The organism is Pseudoalteromonas arctica A 37-1-2, from assembly GCF_000238395.3.
Taxonomy (GTDB): domain Bacteria; phylum Pseudomonadota; class Gammaproteobacteria; order Enterobacterales; family Alteromonadaceae; genus Pseudoalteromonas; species Pseudoalteromonas arctica.
In genome coordinates this window covers 88,660-108,088 of sequence record NZ_CP011026.1, presented here as the reverse complement: position 1 = coordinate 108,088, position 19,429 = coordinate 88,660, and the positions used below count along the sequence as shown (strand labels likewise).

At 40.7% G+C, this 19,429-nt stretch carries 14 protein-coding genes; 9 read left to right on the top strand and 5 right to left on the bottom strand.

The genetic code is table 11. The annotated features are described in order from the left end of the window. Positions 1–148 precede the first annotated feature (148 nt). Together PARC_RS17955 and arfA are read left to right on the top strand one after the other, a co-directional pair. Complete coding sequence (locus PARC_RS17955) at positions 149–2,689, top strand: TonB-dependent receptor plug domain-containing protein (protein ID WP_010555236.1); 2,541 nt, start codon at positions 149–151, stop codon at positions 2,687–2,689. A gap of 216 nt (positions 2,690–2,905) precedes the next feature. Beyond that, positions 2,906–3,106 carry a ribosome alternative rescue factor ArfA gene (gene arfA / locus PARC_RS17950; RefSeq protein WP_007583517.1) on the top strand — a complete coding sequence of 67 codons (201 nt, stop codon included), beginning with the start codon at positions 2,906–2,908 and terminating at the stop codon, positions 3,104–3,106. A gap of 715 nt (positions 3,107–3,821) precedes the next feature. Here arfA and PARC_RS17945 read toward each other — a convergent pair. Then, positions 3,822–4,802 (bottom strand): helix-turn-helix domain-containing protein, encoded by a 981-nt coding sequence (locus tag PARC_RS17945; protein WP_010555235.1) that lies wholly within the window; start codon positions 4,800–4,802, stop codon positions 3,822–3,824. 220 nt (positions 4,803–5,022) lie between these two features. Here PARC_RS17945 and PARC_RS17940 point away from each other — a divergent pair, with 220 nt between their 5' ends. Genes PARC_RS17940 through eat form a run of 3 tightly spaced genes read left to right on the top strand, consistent with a single transcriptional unit; the run spans position 5,023 to position 8,779 of the window. After that, positions 5,023–6,429 carry an ethanolamine ammonia-lyase subunit EutB gene (locus PARC_RS17940; RefSeq protein WP_010555234.1) on the top strand — a complete coding sequence of 469 codons (1,407 nt, stop codon included), beginning with the start codon at positions 5,023–5,025 and terminating at the stop codon, positions 6,427–6,429. Next, complete coding sequence (gene eutC / locus PARC_RS17935; protein WP_010555233.1) at positions 6,426–7,313, top strand: ethanolamine ammonia-lyase subunit EutC; 888 nt, start codon at positions 6,426–6,428, stop codon at positions 7,311–7,313. The genes PARC_RS17940 and eutC overlap by 4 nt, the downstream gene beginning before the upstream one ends. A gap of 59 nt (positions 7,314–7,372) precedes the next feature. Then, entirely contained in the window at positions 7,373–8,779 is a 1,407-nt protein-coding gene (eat, locus tag PARC_RS17930; RefSeq protein WP_010555232.1) for an ethanolamine permease, read from the top strand. A gap of 129 nt (positions 8,780–8,908) precedes the next feature. Here the strand turns inward: eat and arfB are convergent, their stop codons facing one another. Continuing rightward, positions 8,909–9,322: an alternative ribosome rescue aminoacyl-tRNA hydrolase ArfB gene (gene arfB, locus PARC_RS17925; protein WP_007583522.1), complete on the bottom strand. Its 414-nt coding sequence runs from the start codon at positions 9,320–9,322 to the stop codon at positions 8,909–8,911. A gap of 192 nt (positions 9,323–9,514) precedes the next feature. Here arfB and PARC_RS17920 point away from each other — a divergent pair, with 192 nt between their 5' ends. Then, positions 9,515–10,087 carry a hypothetical protein gene (locus PARC_RS17920; protein ID WP_010555231.1) on the top strand — a complete coding sequence of 191 codons (573 nt, stop codon included), beginning with the start codon at positions 9,515–9,517 and terminating at the stop codon, positions 10,085–10,087. A 162-nt stretch (positions 10,088–10,249) separates the two neighbouring features. Here PARC_RS17920 and katG read toward each other — a convergent pair whose 3' ends face one another. Next, the gene (katG, locus tag PARC_RS17915; protein ID WP_010555230.1) at positions 10,250–12,430 is read right to left on the bottom strand and encodes a catalase/peroxidase HPI; all 2,181 of its coding nucleotides are present in this window, start codon (positions 12,428–12,430) and stop codon (positions 10,250–10,252) included. A gap of 906 nt (positions 12,431–13,336) precedes the next feature. Here katG and PARC_RS17910 point away from each other — a divergent pair. Further along, on the top strand, positions 13,337–14,227 hold the full coding sequence (locus PARC_RS17910; protein WP_007583526.1) for a tetratricopeptide repeat protein: 891 nt from the start codon (positions 13,337–13,339) through the stop codon (positions 14,225–14,227). A 930-nt stretch (positions 14,228–15,157) separates the two neighbouring features. Here PARC_RS17910 and deoD read toward each other — a convergent pair. Next, a complete protein-coding gene (deoD, locus tag PARC_RS17900; RefSeq protein ID WP_010555229.1) occupies positions 15,158–15,862 on the bottom strand; it encodes a purine-nucleoside phosphorylase in 705 nt (234 codons plus the stop codon). Then, the gene (locus PARC_RS17895) at positions 15,862–17,094 is read right to left on the bottom strand and encodes a phosphopentomutase (RefSeq protein ID WP_010555228.1); all 1,233 of its coding nucleotides are present in this window, start codon (positions 17,092–17,094) and stop codon (positions 15,862–15,864) included. Before PARC_RS17895 ends, deoD begins: the two co-directional genes overlap by 1 nt. A gap of 192 nt (positions 17,095–17,286) precedes the next feature. On the opposite strand from PARC_RS17895, the gene udk reads away from it, so the two are divergent. Together udk and PARC_RS17885 are read left to right on the top strand one after the other, a co-directional pair. Next, positions 17,287–17,919, top strand: a complete 633-nt coding sequence (gene udk, locus PARC_RS17890) for a uridine kinase (RefSeq protein WP_007583533.1) — start codon at positions 17,287–17,289, stop codon at positions 17,917–17,919. A 17-nt stretch (positions 17,920–17,936) separates the two neighbouring features. Further along, the gene (locus PARC_RS17885) at positions 17,937–19,163 is read left to right on the top strand and encodes a NupC/NupG family nucleoside CNT transporter (RefSeq protein ID WP_007583535.1); all 1,227 of its coding nucleotides are present in this window, start codon (positions 17,937–17,939) and stop codon (positions 19,161–19,163) included. Positions 19,164–19,429 lie beyond the last annotated feature (266 nt).

The following is a 19,429-nucleotide window of genomic DNA, read 5'->3' as shown; positions in this document are numbered from 1 at the left end:
ATCTTGAAATTTATTTGCATACTTAGACCAAATATTTAGTTTTTTTCATTTCTTTTTGTTTGCATATGTTGCTAGGATGTTTGCAACAGGTTATGAGCACCATAACCACACACATATTATAAGAACACAAAAAAACAGGGTCGTCACTATGCCAACATACCGTTTAAACACACTTGCTGTAGCCGTTGCTTTCGCGTTTAGCGCACCAAGCATTGTTAACGCAGAAGAAGCACCAGTGCAAGCTGCTAAAAACATTGAGCAAATATCTGTATTAGGATCGCGTGTATCTAACCGTACTTCTACTGAGTCTTCTTCTCCTATTGATTTAATTGACGCAGATGATTTAACCAAAGGTGGTTTTACCGAGCTTGGCCAAAGCCTGCAAGCGACAGCGCCTTCATTTAATTTTTCGCGTACACAAGTATCTGACGGTTCTGATTTATTTAGACCCGCCACACTTCGTGGCTTACAGCCAGATCAAACTCTTGTATTAGTAAATGGTAAACGTCGCCATAACCAATCAATTTTTGGCCTTAACGGTACAGTAGGCGCAGGCGCTGCGGGTACTGATATGAATGCCATTCCGCTAACGGCCCTTAAAGGCGTTGAAGTATTACGCGATGGCGCAGCGGCGCAATATGGCTCTGATGCTATTGCAGGCGTAATTAACTTATCTCTTAATAACTCAACCGGTATTACAACGGGTTTTGTACAATACGGCGGCACAAGTGAAGGTGACGGCGACACTATTTCAGCAGGTTTAAATCGTGGTTTTGAATTAGGCAACGAAGGCGGCTTTATTAACCTATCGCTTGAGTACCGTGATGCCGATGGCACTAACCGCGCCGAGCGTGATACGGGTGGTTCGCTTAATGTTGAACCAGGTACGTTAAGTGAAGATGTACGCTGGGGCCAAGGTAACTCAGAAAGTGAATTTACGTCGTTATTTTACAACATGGCATTACCAATGGGCGACGGCGAGCTTTACTCGTTTGGTGGCTACTCAGAGCGCACGGCGCTGGGTAATGGTTTTTACCGTAACTTTAACGAAGCCTCTAAAAACGTAACACAAGTATACAGCGATGGTTTTTTACCGCGCATATATAACGAAGCACAAGATATTTCAGTCGCGCTTGGTTTTAAAGGCGATATAAACACAGATTGGAATTACGATGTATCGGCTGTTTATGGTGAAAATCAATACGACTTTACATCACGCAATACATTAAACGCTTCTTACGCGGCTGAGTATTTATTTAATAACCCAAGTGCAAGCGATGCCGATATTGCAGCAAATTCAGGCCCTAGTGGCGGTTACTCAGGTGGTTTTAGATTTGATCAAACAACGGTTAACCTTGATGTAAACGGTATTGTAGATATTGGCCGTGGTGAACCTTTATATGTAACAGTAGGCGCTGAATACCGTAAAGAAAACTACGAAATAGTACCTGGCGATGAAGCATCATACGCCTGTGGACTAGCAAATATGGATACCTCGTACCCATCAGTAAACGATCCGGACCAATTTGCACAGTGTGGTTTTCAGGCTTATAACGGCCTACGCCCTGAAGCGGCTAACGACAGCGACCGTAACAGCTACGCAGTTTATGTAGACGTAGAAACTATGATCACCGATGCATGGAACGTCAGTGGTGCGCTACGTTATGAAGATTTCTCAGATGCAGGGGATGATTTAATTGGTAAATTAGCAACACGTTATGAATTTTCAGATGACTTTGCAGTACGTGGTGCGGTATCTACTGGTTTTAGAGCACCATCACTTCAACAAAGTGGTTATACAGCCTTTACAACTAACTTAGGTTCAGACGGTACATTAACGCAGTCGTTCACTGCAAACACCGGTACAGCTTTCCCAAGTGCGTTAGGCGTAGATAGCTTAGAGCTTGAAACATCAACAAACTACAGTGCTGGTTTTGTTTACGATGTAACAAGCGAGCTTTCGTTAACGGTTGATTTTTACCGCGTAGAAATTGAAGACCGTATAACGCTTGGCAGCTTACTTACGGCTGACGACGTATCGTTTAGCTCAGAAGCAGTTGCAGCCCTACAAGCAACAGGAGCTGTGCAAGCTAACTACTTCTCAAACTCGGTTGATTCTACTACGCAAGGTGTTGATATTATTGCATCGTACCGCACTGAAGTTGAAGGCGGTAATTTAGGAGTAACCTTTGCAGGTAACCTAAACGATACTAAAATTGACGGCGTAAATGCTGAAGACGGTATTCCTGAAGCGGTTGCTTTTGATGATTTACAACGTAGCTTTTTTACCGACGGACAACCGAGCGAACGTGCAACGCTTACGTTTGACTACGAGCGCGATGCCTACACATCAACCATTCGCTTTAACTACTTTGGCGAAACAGATGTAAAATACTTTGGTAACGACCATATTTCATTACCAGGTGAGCTTTCGCCTACCGGTTCATTTAAACCAACAAGTACGGTTGAATCTGCTGTGTTAGTTGACTTAAACGTGAGCTACCAAATTAACGACATGTTTGCGCTTTCGGTAGGTGCCGATAACGTATTTGACGAAACGCCAGACGAGCTAGGCGACGACGAAGTACTTAACTTTATCACCAACGGTGCATTTAAATACCCTGTACGCGCATTACCATACGGCTTTGACGGCAGAACGTACTACGCAAAAGTAAGCTTTAGTTTTTAATTATCTTATAAAAAAGTAAAGCAAACTAAGTAATATTAAGCGCAGTTATTAACTGCGCTTTTTTTATACTTTTTTATTATTAAAAAAGTACCTGTTGGGCATTAAAAATACTTGCGCGGTTGAAAATTAAGCCTACAATCGCCATCTCTTAAATAGGCTAATATAAAAGCCTCTTTATTATTTAACTTAAAATAACCATTAGTTGATAGGAAATATATGACTAAAAAATCTAAAGCAAAAACCGCAAACACCAGCGCGGTAGATACAGGGCGAGGCGTTATAAACCACAATGCACTAGCGGCGATGGTCACCTCTAAATTATTTAAACCACAAGTAGTTAAAGCTAAAAAAGGCAAAGGCTCGTTTAAACGCAGCAACAAACATTCAGGACAAGAGTCCTATTTAATCGCGGCTTAAATAGCACCGATCAAATAGGGCTTTTGAATATAGTAAGCGAGGTTTTACACCTCGTTTTTACTTTTAAAGCATACAAGCCACGTTACATAAGCGCGAAATAAATTCGCACCTACGGGTTTGGTGTTTGAACGATGTAGGTGAGGTTTTATACCTCGCTTTTACTTTTAGAGCATTTAAGCCATGTTACATAAGCGCGAAATAAATTCGCACCTACGGGTTTGGTGTTTGCACGATGTAGGTGAGGTTTTATACCTCGCGTTCACTTTTAGAGCATTTAAGCCATGTTACATAAGCGCGAAATAAATTCGCACCTACGGGTTTGCTGTTTGCACGATGTAGGTGAGGTTTTATACCTCGCGTTCACTTTTAGAGCATTTAAGCCATGTTACATAAGCGCGAAATAAATTCGCACCTACGGGTTTAGTGTTTGCACGATGTAGGTGAGGTTTTATACTTCGCTTTCACTTTTAAAGTATTAAAGCTAAATTACATAAGCGCGAAATAAATTCGCGCCTACGGGTTTGCTGTTTGCACGATGTAGGTGAGGTTTTATACCTCGCGTTCACTTTTAGAGCATTTAAGCCATGTTACATAAGCGCGAAATAAATTCGCACCTACGGGTTTGATATTTGCACTATGTAGGTGAGGTTTTATACCTCGCTTTCACTTTTAGAGCATTAAAGCCATGTTACATGAGCGCGAAATAAATTCGCACCTACGGGTTTGTAGAGCACGGTGGTTTAAACTGCTGTGCTGAATTTTTAACTGTTTGTGATGGGTTTTCACCAAATAGTTGCGTGTAATCTTTAGCAAATTGTCCCGCATGCCAAAATCCCCAATTGGCTGCTATTACTGAAATTGGCTTATCTTGGTTTGATTTTTTTAGTTCCCGCCTTACATTATTTAAACGTGTTAAACGTAAAAACCGCAAAGGGTTAATTCCTAAAATACTCTCAAAACTATACTGAAGTGTGCGCCTACTTACAAAAGCAAGCTCGCACAGCTCGGTTATGGTTATTGGGTTTTGTGGATTTGTGGCCACGTAATCTTTTACTTTATCTACTACGGCTTTTCGATGTTTATAACTTGGCGCAATATTTTGTTGTGGATTATCTGCCTGTAATAAGTGTAGTGCCAACATGTTTAGCATATCTTGTTGCGATTCGGTTTTAAGTCCAAAGCCCTTGCCTACAACCATGCTATTAATTATTTGCCTTGCCGTTTGTAATGATGAGTTGCTCACCGATAAGCGAGCTGATTGTGCAGATGACAGGTTTTTCAATGTTACGCCTTGTAGCTGCGCCATATATTCAATTGAATTCCAATCGATTACCAAACCATAAATATTAAATTGCTCAGGGGTTATCAGCTCAAAGTCATTATCACTTGTACGGCACATAAATTGATTACTTGCCACACTTAGACCATTAATCTTACTTTGCTGCGACTGACAAGGAATGCCAAGCCAAACCGAATTGGGGGCGATGTTACATTGCTGACGAAGCGCTCGCTCGGTGTATTCTTTAAACACATGAATATTGGCGTAATCTGTTTCTTCAATAAAACCATAAAAGCTGCCGTCGCTCATTTGATCGTATTTTTGCTGCCATTGAGTAAGGCTATGCGCTTGCTCGTCTATATCGTGTGTTTGCACCTTGCTCTTTAGTGGTGCGTTGTAGCTACTTTGCTGCGCCATATAGGGGATGCTCTTTTTCGTTACACTTTTATTATGGTTAAGTTAACACCGCTTTGCGTATGTAACCAATTGAATTGGATTAATAAATAATCTTTTGCCGAAATTCGATAGTTACTTGGTACAAAATAAGCTGTCTTGTAACTATTGAAAATTGATTTATAGCTAAAGATGCAGCAAAACCTATACCAAGGTTTATCATATTAGTTATGTGGAGTAAATCATGGGGCAAGCGTACAGTTACACTTTAGGTACACACACTTATAAATTCAAGAACTTAGCCCAGTTAATGGCTAAAGCAACGCCGCAACGTTCGGGTGATCGCTTAGCGGGTGTCATTGCACAATCAGCACAAGAACGTGCTGTGGCTCAAATGACATTGGCCGATGTACCTCTTAAAACATTTTTAAATGAGGCACTTATTCCCTACGAAGATGACGAAATTACACGCTTAATTATTGACGAGCACGATGCCAATGCCTTTATGACTATTGCACATTTAACCGTAGGTGATTTTCGTAATTGGCTTTTAAGCGACTTTGCAACACCCGCTGTACTTGCAAGTATAAGGCAAGGAATTACGCCTGAAATGGCTGCTGCTGTTAGCAAAATAATGCGCAATCAAGATCTCATATTAATTGCTAAAAAGTGCCATGTTACAAGTGCTTTTAGAAACACTATTGGCCTCCCTGGGCATTTATCTACACGTTTACAACCCAATCATCCAACTGACGATATTAACGGTATTGCTGCATGCATGCTTGATGGGCTGCTATACGGTAATGGCGATGCCGTAATAGGTATAAACCCAGCAACCGACAACGTTGCCCAGGCCATTAAATTAATGACATTAATGGATGATGTTATTCAAAAATACGCCATACCGACGCAAAGCTGTGTGCTTACCCATGTTACTAACACTATTGAATGTATAGAAGCTGGCGCACCGGTTGATTTGGTATTTCAGTCGATTGGCGGCACGGAGGCTACTAACTCAAGTTTTGGTTTTAATTTAAATACCTTAGCTGAAGCGCAAGATGCCGCTTTGAGTTTAAAGCGCGGCACTGTTGGCAATAATGTGATGTATTTTGAAACTGGGCAAGGCAGTTCGCTTTCAGCAAATGCGCATCATGGGCTTGATCAGCAAACGTGTGAAGCTCGCGCTTATGCAGTTGCTCGTAAGTTTAACCCGTTACTGGTTAATACCGTGGTGGGATTTATTGGCCCTGAATATTTGTTTGATGGTAAAGAAATTACCCGAGCAGGACTTGAGGATCACTTTTGCGCTAAGTTACTAGGCATACCGATGGGGTGCGACGTGTGTTACACCAATCATGCAGAGGCCGATCAAAACGATATGGATAATTTGCTAACGCTATTAGGTGTTGCAGGTTGCTCGTTTGTAATGGGAATACCTGGCTCTGACGATATTATGCTTAACTACCAAACTACGTCGTTTCATGATGCATTATATGTGCGTCGAGTTCTTGGCTCTAGACCCGCCCCTGAGTTTGAAGCATGGCTAAGCAAAATGAAAATTATGCAAAGCACTACCGACATCACACTTTCAGATACCTTGCCTCCCGCTTTTGCTAAACCTCTGGGTGCAATTGCTGGAGGTGGCTCATGAAATCACGTTCAAAACCGACCACTCCATTAGATAACTCAGTAAATGAGCATAAAAATAACGGTAATGTAGTGCACAACCCTTGGAGTGATTTACGGCGTTTTACCGACGCCCGTATTGGACTTGGTCGCGCCGGTATAAGTTTACCTACCTCAGAAATGCTGGCTTTTCAGCTATCTCATGCACAAGCGCGCGATGCGGTGAGTTTTCCGCTTGATATTAACGAAATGACTGAGCAACTAGGCAGTATTAGTGCTCTAAAAGAGGTTGCCCCTCCCCTGCATTTACACAGCCAAGCCGTTGACAGGGTTACTTACCTTCAGCGACCCGATTTAGGCCGCAAACTTGATGAAAATGGTAGGCAAGTACTTCTCAGCTATATGAATAAACAAAAGCACACTGCGCAGGCTAAATACGATTTAGCGATTGTAGTGGTTGATGGACTTTCGTCGTTGGCGGTACAAAAAAATGCATACCCATTTATAACAGAGCTATTAACGCACCTTACAACAGACAAGCAATTTAAAATTGCTCCCATTACTTTGGTTGAGCAAGGGCGAGTAGCGATTGGCGACGATATAGGTGAGTTGCTAAATGCGCAGGTGGTTATGGTGTTAATAGGAGAGCGCCCAGGACTTAGTTCGCCAGATAGCCTTGGCTTGTATTTAACATGGGAGCCCAAAACAGGACTTAACGATGCATGTCGTAATTGCATATCGAATATTCGCCCTGCAGGCCTACCTTATACAGAAGCGGCGAGACGCGCACTGTACTTATTACGTGAAGCTAAAAAACTGAAACTAACTGGGGTTAATTTAAAAGACCGCACACAAGATGATGTAATTGAGCATCAGGTTTCAACCACTAACTTTTTAATTGCTGAGTAATTTTAATTAAAAACACATGAAATAAAAAAATAAAAACTAAACATCAACGGAGAAAGGTTATGTCTACTAATAATAATACAGAGTACCTTGCTAAAAGACAGTTAAAACGTGGTACTGCGGGGTGGTTATTGCTCGCAGGTTTGGGTGTGTCGTATGTAATATCGGGTGACTTTGCAGGCTGGAACTTTGGTATCGCCGAAGCCGGTTGGGGTGGTTTTGCCATTGCTGCAGTATTAATGGCAGTTATGTATTTAGCGCTGGTATTATCACTTGCTGAAATGTCAGCTGCAATACCTGCTGCAGGCGGTGGTTATAGTTTTGCGCGTCAAGCTATGGGGCCTGCGGGAGGCTATTTAACCGGGCTTGCCGTATTAATTGAATATGCCTTAGCACCCGCTGCTATTGTTATTTTTATTGGCTCGGCAGTTGAAGCCCTCACCGGGTTTAATGGCCCATGGGTATATGCATTATTTTACTTACTATTTGTGGGAATTCATTTAGCAGGCGTAGGAGAAGCGCTTAAAGTAATGATGGTAATAAGTGGTTTAGCGGTATTAGCTATTATTGCAACGGCTTTTGTTTTAATCACAAATTTTGATGCATCGCGCTTATTTGACGTCCCCGTAACAAATGCAGTGGGAGCCAGTGAGTTTTTACCTTTAGGTTGGTACGGGGTTTGGGCTGCATTACCGTTTGCCATGTGGTTATTTTTAGCGGTTGAAGGTGTACCGCTTGCTGCAGAAGAAGCAAAAGATCCCGCTAAAGATGTGCCAAAAGGCATTATTGGTGCAATGATCTTTTTGTTATTTACTGCTTTTTTAGTTGTTGTTTTAGTACCTGGTGCTGGCGGTGCTGCTGCCATGGGGGCAAGTGCTGTACCTTTAGTTGATGCATTAAATGCATCTGGTAGTAAGGGCTTAGCAACCGTTGTAAATATATTAGGGCTTGCGGGTTTAGTTGCTTCGTTTTTCTCTATTATTTATGGTTATAGTCGCTTAGTGTTTGCTCTATCTAGAGCCGGTTATTTACCTCGTTCGTTGTCTATTACGACTAATCGCAAAGTGCCAGCACGTGCGTTGATTGTACCGGCAGTATTTGGCTTTTTAGTATCACTCAGTGGTGAGGGTGATTTAATACTTGCAATGGCTGTAGTAGGTGCAACGCTCTCGTATGCATTAATGGCGCTGAGCCATATTTTACTTCGCGTTAAACAACCTGATTTGCCTCGCCCGTACAAAACTCCAGGTGGCGTAGTTACGTCAAGTATTGCTTTAGTACTTTCGCTTATAGCATTAACGGGTGTGTATGCGTTTGACCCTCGTGCATTTTTATACACTATGGTGCTGTTTATTGTGGGCGCCGCATATTACTTTGGCTATAGCTCAAAACACTTAGTTGCTAAAAGCGCTGATGAAGAGTTTGCAATGTTGGCAAATGCAGAATCTGATTTAGAAATGGCTAAGTAGGTATTAATAGTTATTAAATATAAGTGAGGCTACCCCTCACTTATATTTTTATACGTACAATACGATGTAAAAATGGTGCCTGCATGTAGGCATCAAGTCTCTTCTATACTTTATTAATACCGTTTGAAACTAAAACTTTATGTTGCCGCGTAGCGCTTTGTTTTGCCCGTGTTTAGTTTTTTTGTCCATGCGCTTTCGCTGTGAATTACGGCTAGGCTTGGTGGCACGACGCGCTTTATTAACAACGGTAGCACTAAGAATTAAATCTTTTAAGCGCTTAAGGGCATCTTCTCGGTTTAGCTCTTGCGTACGGTGGCTTTGCGCTTTAATTATTAAAACGCCCTCTTTGGTAATTCTTGTATCATTTAAGGCTAGCAAACGCTCTTTATAAAAATCAGGTAATTTAGAGCGATTAATATCAAAGCGTAAATGAATGGCACTGGCTACTTTGTTAACATTTTGACCACCGGCACCTTGCGAACGAATAGCCGTAAGCTCTAGTTCCCATTCATCGATAGTGACAGTATTTGAAATTGTTAACATTGTGTTCAGCTCTATTTGTCAAAAATGTATTATATCATCAGTACATTAGCTTGTGGTGAATGAACTAAATTCTTAGAACTTAAATAAATTCTCATAAATTGTACTATAAAATCAGCCAATATATTATTTTGTGTTGGCAAGTGTTGCTTATTAGTTTCTAATTGGCACAACTTTAATACTAGGAAATGCTCAATGAAAAAAATACTTGTATCACTTAGCTTATTAGCAATGAGTTTCTCAAGCCTTGCAGTAGATATTAACGAAGGTCAACTTCAAAGCTATATGAAAGCACTGCCAGCTGTAACGAGCTGGGCAAGCAGCCAAGAGTCTTTAAAAGACTTAGACTTAGCAAGTATGTTAGGTGGTTCTGCAGATCAAAGTGTTGACGAGCAAAGCTCTCTAGCTAATAGCGCACTAAGCATGATTAAAGAGCAAGACCTATACAAAAGCTTCGCGGGTGTTACAGGCCGCTACGGCTTTACACCAGAGCAACTAGTAACTGTAGGTTCTGAAGTATCAATGGCTTATATCGAAAACCTTAAATCGGGTTTATCTGCTGATAATCAAGAAACAGCGAATAAAGTAATGGGCGGTTTTCAAAGTATGAAAAGTGCTAAAGATAAAGGCGCTAGTTCGTTAATGGGTTCGTTTGGTAAATCGTCAAGCGCAGCTGAGGAGTCTACAGAGTCTTTAGTAAGCGAAAGCAACCTTGAACTTGTGAGCGAATACATGCCACAACTACAAAAGCTTTTTGCACTTCTATAAGTTTTATTGTTTTATAAGAAGGTGGCTTTTGCCGCCTTTTTTAATGCCTAATTTTTATATGACTTAGATAAATTACAATATTTTATAAGTAATACTGACAGGGACTATATGCAAAAACGGGGGAGTAAATTATTACTCCCCCGTTTTTATTTAGCGTACAGATTATTTAAGATCGAATCTGTCTGCGTTCATTACTTTTACCCATGCATTTACAAAGTCATGTACAAAGCGCTCTTTGTTGTCGTCTTGTGCATAAAACTCAGCAAGTGCGCGCAATATAGAGTTTGATCCAAATACTAAATCAACGCGTGTTGCACTCCATTTAGTAGTGCCACTTTTACGGTCTACTATATTGTATAAACCTTTTTGAGTTGGCTCCCAACGGTTTGACATGTCAGTTAAGTTTACAAAGAAGTCGTTGGTTAATGAGCCTACGCTATTTGTAAATACGCCATGTTCGCTGCCAGCATAGTTAGTACCTAGTACTCGCATCCCACCAATAAGTACCGACATTTCTGGTGCACTTAATCCCATTAGTTGGCTGCGCTCTAGTAATAACTCTTCAGCTGATACTGCGTAATCTTTTTTCAGCCAGTTTCTAAAACCATCGTGAATGGGTTCTAGTACATCAAACGATTCTGCATCAGTCATTTCATCTGTTGCATCTCCACGTCCTGGAGCAAACGGCACGTTTACATCAACACCGGCTTGTTTTGCAGCTTGTTCTACGGCTGCTGTACCACCTAAAACAATTAAGTCGGCGATGCTAACAGGTTTACTCAAGCCAGCCTGCACTTTTTCAAGCGCACTAAGTACTGATGCTAAACGTTCTGGCTCATTACCTTGCCAATCTTTTTGCGGTGCTAAACGAATGCGTGCACCATTTGCGCCGCCACGTTTATCAGAACCACGATAAGTACGTGCGCTATCCCAAGCTGTATTTATTAAATCAGCGGCACTAACACCACAATTTAATAATGTGGTTTTTAGATTGCTAATTTCGTCGTCTGTTAATGTGTAATCAACGGCTGGAATTGGATCTTGCCAAATTAAGTCTTCGCTTGGTACGTCAGCACCTAAGTAACATGATTTAGGGCCTAAATCGCGGTGAGTTAGTTTAAACCATGCACGTGCAAACACGTCTGAAAAGTAGTCAAAGTCGTTATAAAAACGCTCAATAATTTTACGGTACGTTGGATCCACTTTCATGGCCATATCAGCATCTGTCATCATTGGGTTTAAACGAATTGATGAATCTTCTACATCGACAGGTTTGTCTTCTTCTTTAATATTAATAGGCTCCCACTGATGAGCGCCTGCTGGGCTTTTAGTGAGTTCCCATTCGTAGGTTAATAAAAGCTTACAGTATTCGTTATCCCATTGTGTTGGGTGCGTAGTCCATGCGCCCTCTACACCTGATGTAACTGTATCGCGGCCAATCCCACGTGTTGTAGTATTATTCCAACCAAGGCCTTGCTCGTGTATGTCAGCAGCTTCTGGCTCTGGGCCTAAGTTTTCTGCTTTGCCATTACCATGTGCTTTACCTACTGTGTGCCCGCCTACCGTTAATGCAGCGGTTTCTTCGTCATCCATTGCCATACGCGCAAAAGTTTCGCGAATTTGGGCCGCTGTTTTAAGCGGATCAGGAATACCATTTACACCTTCAGGGTTTACATAAATTAAGCCCATTTGTACTGCGGCTAATGGATTTTCCATGGTATCTGGTTTATCTACACTTTCGTAACGACCGTCACTTGGCGCTAACCATTCTTTTTCAGCTCCCCAGTAAACGTCTTTTTCAGGATGCCAAATATCTTCTCGGCCGCCGGCAAAACCAAAGGTTTTTAAACCCATTGATTCGTATGCCATGTTGCCCGCTAAAATAATTAAGTCGGCCCATGAAAGCTTGTTACCGTATTTTTTCTTTATTGGCCAAAGTAAACGGCGCGCTTTGTCGAGGTTACCGTTATCTGGCCATGAATTTAGTGGCGCAAAACGTTGATTACCTGTACCACCGCCCCCTCTACCATCGGCTAAACGGTATGAACCCGCTGAGTGCCATGCTAAACGAATCATTAAACCGCCGTAATGTCCCCAATCGGCTGGCCACCAATCTTGGCTATCGGTCATTAAGCTTTTTACGTCTGTTTTTAGCGCGTCAAGATCGATTGATTTAAATGCTTCAGCGTAATTAAAGTCGCTATTGTATGGATTTGATTTGGTGTCGTGCTGATGAAGAATGTCTAAGTTTAGGGCATTTGGCCACCAATCAGTATTGGGATTAGACGTTTTAGTATTACTGCCGTGCATGACCGGACATTGGCCTGCTTTAGGGTTGCTCATTCTGGAATCCTTATAATAGAAAAGTAAAATACTTAATCAATCAGTATTGTTGTTTATGTATTTATAACTTTTTAAAAAGTAACGGTTATTTTTATTTAATCGGCTTACTTATTATTTAGTGTGCCTGCCTAAACACTTACGTATCCTTAATATAGGCGCATAAATTATGCTACGCCAGCCTCAACATACTATTTAAAACGATTGCTCCAATTTATATTTTTGATTGGCCTTTTGCTAATGATGTATTTAACAATAGCTTTGTAATTACGTTCAAAATAATAGTAAAAATAAATCTGATGACGCTCTTGTAAGGTATTACGTAAGATAAAAAAACAAATTAGTGAATTAACCTTAACCTTTTAACTAGACCTGTGATCGAATTGAAAAATTTCGGCGTAATGGTATGTGAAGGGTTTGAAAGTGGCTTTAATTTATTTAAAGCGCACATTGGAATACCCCCCTTCACCATGAAATTGTAGTTATATAGTTATAATTATAAAGGTGCATTACTTAAGCCCAATGCACCTTTACTTTATAAACCGAATACTTTGAGTATTCTTATATTTTTAACTAATTGAATTGAATTAAGTATTTGTTCATAAAGATTCAGTTAGTATGAAGTTGTTCTCCTGTGAATCCCTACGACATATTGTTGTTTTAAGCAGTTTTTGCCAGCTCATATTGAGCTGGTTTTTTTTGCCTATTTTTTCTTAAAACCACCTAAGTATTAGCAAAATGCTCATGCTTTACCCTATTATTGCTAAGCTCACTGGGCTAAAAAATTCTTACAACTATTGCTCCTATCTAAATTAGGTCAATTTTAATCCTGAAAAGTCAACGCGCCCTAGTGCCATTCAGCCCTGCATGTTAAAGTTATTACAGTAATTAATTTAATTAGGCGTACCGATGCGTTATTACCTATCTACACTTTTTGTTTGTTTAACTTTTTTTTCGGGTATAGTAAATTCTGCTGAACAAAAACCAGCAGCCCCTACAGCACAACAAGAGCAACAAGCCCTCAAACAACTTAAAGAGTCTATGTTTAAACCGCTAATGGAGCGCTACATACTCGACGAGCTAAAAGCCGTAAGGCAAGATCAACAAAAACTCCGTGAGGATGTAACTAAGCAAGTTACTCATGCACAGCTTGATACTGCAGATCGCGCATTAACGTACACTACCGACACTATTAATAATGTATTTTTTATAATTACCGCTACGGCTTCTATTTTGGTTTTAGTGGGCTGGAACTCACTACGCGATGTTAAAAACAAAGTAGAAGATATTGTAAATACACGTGTAAGTGTAATTACTGACGAGTATGAAGACCGATTAAAAATTCTTGAAGAAAAACTACGCGTACGCTCAGAAGAAATACTCAGTAACCAAGAGCGCATATCGGTTACCAACGAGGTTCATTCGTTATGGATGCGTGCCAATTTAGAAAGTGATTTTGCTAATAAAATTGAAATATTTGATGAGATTTTAAAACGCAAACCAGAGGATGTTGAAGCCATTGCTTATAAGGCCGATGCGTTATTAGAAATAAATGAAACAGCACAAGCCATTGAGTTGTGTAATCAAGCCATTGATATAGATAGTGTCTATGGTTATGCCTATTGGCAACGAGCATGTGCTTATGCGCTAACACATAAGCATGCTGATGCATTAGCCGACATTAAAATGGCACTTGAATACTCTCCAAATTTACGTAATGAGCTATTACATGAGAGCGCATTTGCAAGCTTACATGACAACGACAGCTTTAATACTATAGTAGCTGGTGAAGTTGTTTAAGCACTCAGTATATGGCCTGTATGATTAGGCGCAACATCATAAAAAAGGGCCTTGGCCCTTTTTTTGTTTTTAAAGGTTATGTTTGTTGTGTAATTAGAAGCTTTACTGCGCTCTACAAACTCTGCTCTACCGTAGAGTTAAGACCTAAAGTGATTAATTCACAAAGAGGTTTAGAGACGCTGCGCTTTTAGAGAAGAGCTTAGAAGTTAAAATAATAAAAACAGTCAGAAACTGTGCTTCTAACATGAGCAACAAGTCATACTCTAAACTTGGTATAAACACTTCTATTCGCGCAGGTTACAAGCTTTTAAAGCAACGCTTGTACTTTTATAATGCCGAGTCAGCATTGGTTTTGCTCTTCTCATTTGCTCCTCTTTTTCTTCTCTGCGTGCATACTATTTTTAGGGCTGTTATACACAAATAGGTTTAGAGACGCTGCGCTTTTAGAGAAGAGCTTAGAAGTTAAAATAATAAAAACAATCAGAAACTGTGCTTCTAACATGAGCAACAAGTCATACTCTAAACTTGGTATAAACACTTCTATTCGCGCAGGTTACAAGCTTTTAAAGCAACGCTTGTACTTTTATAATGCCGAGTCAGCATTGGTTTTGCTCTTCTCATTTGCTCCTCCTTTTCTTCTCTACGTGCATATTTTTTTTAGGGCTGTTATACACAAATAGGTTTAGAGATGCTGCGCTTTTAGAGTAGTTAGCTTAAGTAATTAGAAGCTGTGCTTCTCGCGCGAGCAAGCTCTGCGCCTACAACACAGCAAATCACGTCAAAATCCGATGCAATATTGTATGGTGGCTTATTTTCTTCAGGCATAAAAAAAGCCGCATAAAATGCGGCTTTGGAGGTTTAGTCTCACTTCACTTTGGGCGTGTCTCCAAAACTTAGTGAATACGTTACCAAGGAACTGTTATGTATTATTTAAGCTATTGACTCTAATGCAATTTTAACCATTTCGTTAAACGTGCTTTGACGCTCATCAGCAGGTGTTGCTTCGCCAGTGATTACGTGGTCACTTACTGTAAATAATGCCATTGCGTTTGCGCCGTATTCAGCTGCAACGCCGTATAAACCTGCTGTTTCCATATCTACTGCTAGCATGCCTAACTTGTCTAAGTCTTTATAGAACGAATCATCTGCTTGATAGAATGTATCTGTCGTAAATACGTTACCTACTTTTGCTTTAATTCCTAGCTCTTTAGCAGCGTTTACGCCGTTTAAAAGTAGGTCAAAGTTAGCAATAGCAGCAAAATCGTAGCCACGTACGCGTGCACGGTTTACGTTTGAATCTGTGCTTGCACCTTGTGCAAAAATTACGTCACGAATTTTGATATCTGTGCCAATACCGCCACACGTACCAATACGTATAATATTTTTAACGCCAAAGCTTACAATTAGCTCACGTGCATAAATAGACATTGATGGAATGCCCATGCCTGAACCCATGATACTTACTGGCTTACCTTTGTAAGTACCAGTGAAACCGTACATGTTACGAACGCTTGTAACTTGTACTGCATCATCTAAAAAGTTTTCAGCAATATATTGCGCACGTAGCGGATCGCCTGGCATTAATACTGTTTCGGCGAAATCACCAACGTTTGCACTGATATGCGGAGTACTCATTAATTGTTTTCCTTTTTATTTGGCGTTTTTAGCTCATTTAAAAAGCTGTCGCCGTAATCAAGCGCAGATAAGCTAAACCACTGTGCCAGTGTTTGACCTATATCTGCAAAGCTGTTGCGTTCACCTAATGGTGTGTTACTCATACCTGGTTGGTATGCAATAACAGGTACGTATTCACGAGTGTGCTCAGAACCTGGAAAGGTTGGGTCACAGCCATGATCTGCAGTGATCATTAATACGTCATCTGCTTTTAACTGATTTAGTATAGTTGGTAAATAGTCATCAAATTCTTTTAATGCTTTTGCGTATCCTACTGGATTACGACGATGACCAAATTTTTCATCAAAATCAACTAGGTTAGTAAAGATTAAGCTACGATCTGGCGCGCTTTCCATTACTTCGCTGGTTTTTTCTAGCAAGTTCATAAGTCCAGGTGCTTTATGCTTTTGGGTTATGCCCTGATGCGCGTAAATATCTGAAATTTTACCAATACTAATTACTTCGCCGCCGTCTTTTGCTAGTACATCTAGCAATGTTGGTGCAGGCGGAAGTACTGAATAGTCACGACGATTACCCGTTCGAGCAAAGTCTTGGCTATTTGAACCCAAAAATGGCCGCGCAATCACTCGTCCTATATTCATTTCATCAAGTAGCGCCCGTGCGATTTCGCAAACTTGATAAAGCTTCTCTAGGCCGAATGACTCTTCATGCGCGGCTATTTGAAACACGCTATCAGCTGAGGTGTAACAGATTGGTTTACCTGTTTTTACGTGCTCTTCACCTAGCTGTTCTAAAATGGTAGTTCCTGATGCATGGCAATTGCCTAAAATGCCAGGAATACCTGTACGAGCAATAAACTCGTCTATAAATTCTTGTGGGAAGCTTGGCTGTGTTTTTGGGAAATATCCCCAATCAAATAACACCGGTACGCCTGCCATTTCCCAATGACCTGATGGCGTGTCTTTTCCGCTAGAGATTTCTTTAGCGTAACCCCATGCACCTTGAGGAGCTTGGCGGTCTGAAATTAAACACGGTTCGCCACCGGCAGCTTCGCATGCATCCACTAACCCAAGTTTTGATAGGTTAGGAAGCGACAGCGCACTGCCTGTTTCGTCGTAATATGCTTTTAGTAAGTGAGCGAATGTATTAGCCCCAAGATCGCCGAATTTATCTGCATCTGGTGCTGCACCGATTCCTAGGCTATCTGCCATTAAAATAATTGCTCTTGCCATTTTGACCTCACTTTGATTCTAGGTGGTTACTTTATCCGCTGATCGAATTTTCCGTACAGGACAAAAGTCCTGTTTCATAAAACCTAAACATTATAAATTTGCACCCTTGAGCGAAGCAAAAGAGATTAATCGTGTCTTTTTTGCTATTGTGATCTACCAACAATATATCTTTCTGTGTGGATGAGAACTTTAGTGACACGAACTACTATTATAGCCATTGCAGGCGCATCAGCGTCGGGCAAATCTCTTTTTAGCCAAACAATTTACAATGAATTGGTTAATGAGCTTGAACCAGGCGCTATCGCCATTATTGAAGAAGATGCTTATTACAAGGATCAGTCGCATTTGCCGATGGCTCATCGTACGCAAACAAATTACGACCATCCAGATGCATTTGAACACGCATTAATGCTTGAGCATTTAACGCAACTTCGTTGTGGTAACTCAGTAGAAGTACCAACGTATGATTATGCACAACACACGCGTAGCGCAACCACACGCCGAGTGCCAGCTGCTAAAATACTCATTGTTGAAGGTATTTTACTATTGAGTGATAAAGCGCTTAATAAAGAATTTGATATTAAGGTGTTTATAGATACACCTTTAGATATTTGTTTAATGCGTCGTATGCAACGTGATATGGAGCAACGAGGCAGAACATTACAATCTGTTGTTGAGCAATATCAGGCAACTGTTAGACCGATGTTTTATCAATTCATTGAGCCTTCTAAGCATAACGCTGATTTAGTTGTGACTCGAGGCGGCATGAACCGCGTTGCGATTGATATAATAAAAAGTAAAATTAAATATTTACTACAAGAATAACAACGGGAAACATTTGTATGACAACATTTATGAGCTTAGTAGGCATGTGTGTGCTACTAAGCATTGCCTTTGCTGCGTCAACTAATCGCAAGGCAATTAATTTAAGAACCGTTGGTATAGCATTTGCGATGCAAATTGTTATAGGCGGTTTTGTTCTGTTTTTCGAAGCAGGAAAAAATGTGTTAACTAGCATGTCATCAGCCGTCTCGTCGGTTATTGGTTATGCTAATGATGGTATTGGGTTTTTATTTGGTCCACTCGCCTCACAAGACACATTAGGTTTTATTTTTGCAATTCAAGTTTTGCCAGTTATCGTGTTTTTCTCAGCGCTTGTTGCTGTGTTATATCACCTTGGCATTATGGATTGGATAATTAGGATTTTAGGCGGCGGTTTACAAAAATTATTGAAGACCTCTCGCACAGAATCGCTTTCAGCAACTGCAAATATTTTTGTAGGCCAAACTGAAGCACCGTTAATAGTTAAGCCATTTATAGCAACGATGACAAAATCGGAATTGTTTGCAGTAATGGTAGGTGGCTTAGCCACTGTAGCAGGCTCTGTAATGGCCGGTTACGTAATTATTGGCGTAGATCTTAAGTATCTTATTGCTGCGAGCTTTATGGCTGCACCAGGTGGTTTCTTAATGGCCAAGATGATTGTGCCAGAAACTGAAACGCCTAGAGATAACTTAGCTGATTTAGATTTAGATGACGAAGATAAGCCTGTAAATGTAATTGATGCAGCTGCATCAGGTGCTGCAAACGGTATGCATTTAGCACTTAATGTAGGTGCAATGTTACTTGCTTTTGTAGCGCTAATTGCACTATTAAACGGTTTATTAGGCGGTATTGGTGGGTGGTTTGATTACCCAACATTAACGCTTCAAGAAATATTAGGTTATGTATTTGCTCCAGTTGCATGGTTACTAGGTGTGCCATGGGATGAAGCGATTATAGCCGGCAGCTTTATTGGTCAAAAGATAGTAGTAAACGAGTTTGTTGCTTACTTAGACTTTATAAATTATCGCGATACGTTAAGCGCGCACACACAAGCAATCGTTACTTTTGCTTTATGTGGGTTTGCTAACTTATCATCGATAGCCATTTTACTAGGTGGGTTAGGCGGTATGGCGCCTAGTCGGCGGAAGGATATCGCACGCTTAGGGCTCAGAGCAGTGTTAGCAGGATCTATGGCTAACCTTATGAGCGCAGCAATTGCTGGGTTTTTCCTCTCGCTAGCTTAGAAACTTATTGAGATGAACACCGGTGTTGCAAAACAAGAGGATAGCGCTTTAAGGGGTTAAAGCTCTATCTGACTTGAACGATACTTCACCAAGGGCCGCAAGGCCCTTTTATCGTTTTAGGCCTTAATTTTTAGCCTCAACTACTTCAAACCCCAAGCCACTTATCTATCTAGCCCCCTTTATAGTTATACATAACTCAAATAAACCAATATCTTAGTAACAAGTTCACATAAATAATTTTTGTGTTTTTCATATTTTCAGCCACA

What these genes read in the sequence shown, in the direction of transcription:
- PARC_RS17955 (WP_010555236.1), top strand. Translation starts at nt 149, where the DNA reads ATGCCAACATACCGTTTAAACACACTTGCTGTAGCCGTTGCTTTCGCG.
- arfA (WP_007583517.1), top strand. Translation starts at nt 2,906, where the DNA reads ATGACTAAAAAATCTAAAGCAAAAACCGCAAACACCAGCGCGGTAGAT.
- PARC_RS17945 (WP_010555235.1), bottom strand. Translation starts at nt 4,802, where the DNA reads ATGGCGCAGCAAAGTAGCTACAACGCACCACTAAAGAGCAAGGTGCAA.
- PARC_RS17940 (WP_010555234.1), top strand. Translation starts at nt 5,023, where the DNA reads ATGGGGCAAGCGTACAGTTACACTTTAGGTACACACACTTATAAATTC.
- eutC (WP_010555233.1), top strand. Translation starts at nt 6,426, where the DNA reads ATGAAATCACGTTCAAAACCGACCACTCCATTAGATAACTCAGTAAAT.
- eat (WP_010555232.1), top strand. Translation starts at nt 7,373, where the DNA reads ATGTCTACTAATAATAATACAGAGTACCTTGCTAAAAGACAGTTAAAA.
- arfB (WP_007583522.1), bottom strand. Translation starts at nt 9,322, where the DNA reads ATGTTAACAATTTCAAATACTGTCACTATCGATGAATGGGAACTAGAG.
- PARC_RS17920 (WP_010555231.1), top strand. Translation starts at nt 9,515, where the DNA reads ATGAAAAAAATACTTGTATCACTTAGCTTATTAGCAATGAGTTTCTCA.
- katG (WP_010555230.1), bottom strand. Translation starts at nt 12,430, where the DNA reads ATGAGCAACCCTAAAGCAGGCCAATGTCCGGTCATGCACGGCAGTAAT.
- PARC_RS17910 (WP_007583526.1), top strand. Translation starts at nt 13,337, where the DNA reads ATGCGTTATTACCTATCTACACTTTTTGTTTGTTTAACTTTTTTTTCG.
- deoD (WP_010555229.1), bottom strand. Translation starts at nt 15,862, where the DNA reads ATGAGTACTCCGCATATCAGTGCAAACGTTGGTGATTTCGCCGAAACA.
- PARC_RS17895 (WP_010555228.1), bottom strand. Translation starts at nt 17,094, where the DNA reads ATGGCAAGAGCAATTATTTTAATGGCAGATAGCCTAGGAATCGGTGCA.
- PARC_RS17885 (WP_007583535.1), top strand. Translation starts at nt 17,937, where the DNA reads ATGACAACATTTATGAGCTTAGTAGGCATGTGTGTGCTACTAAGCATT.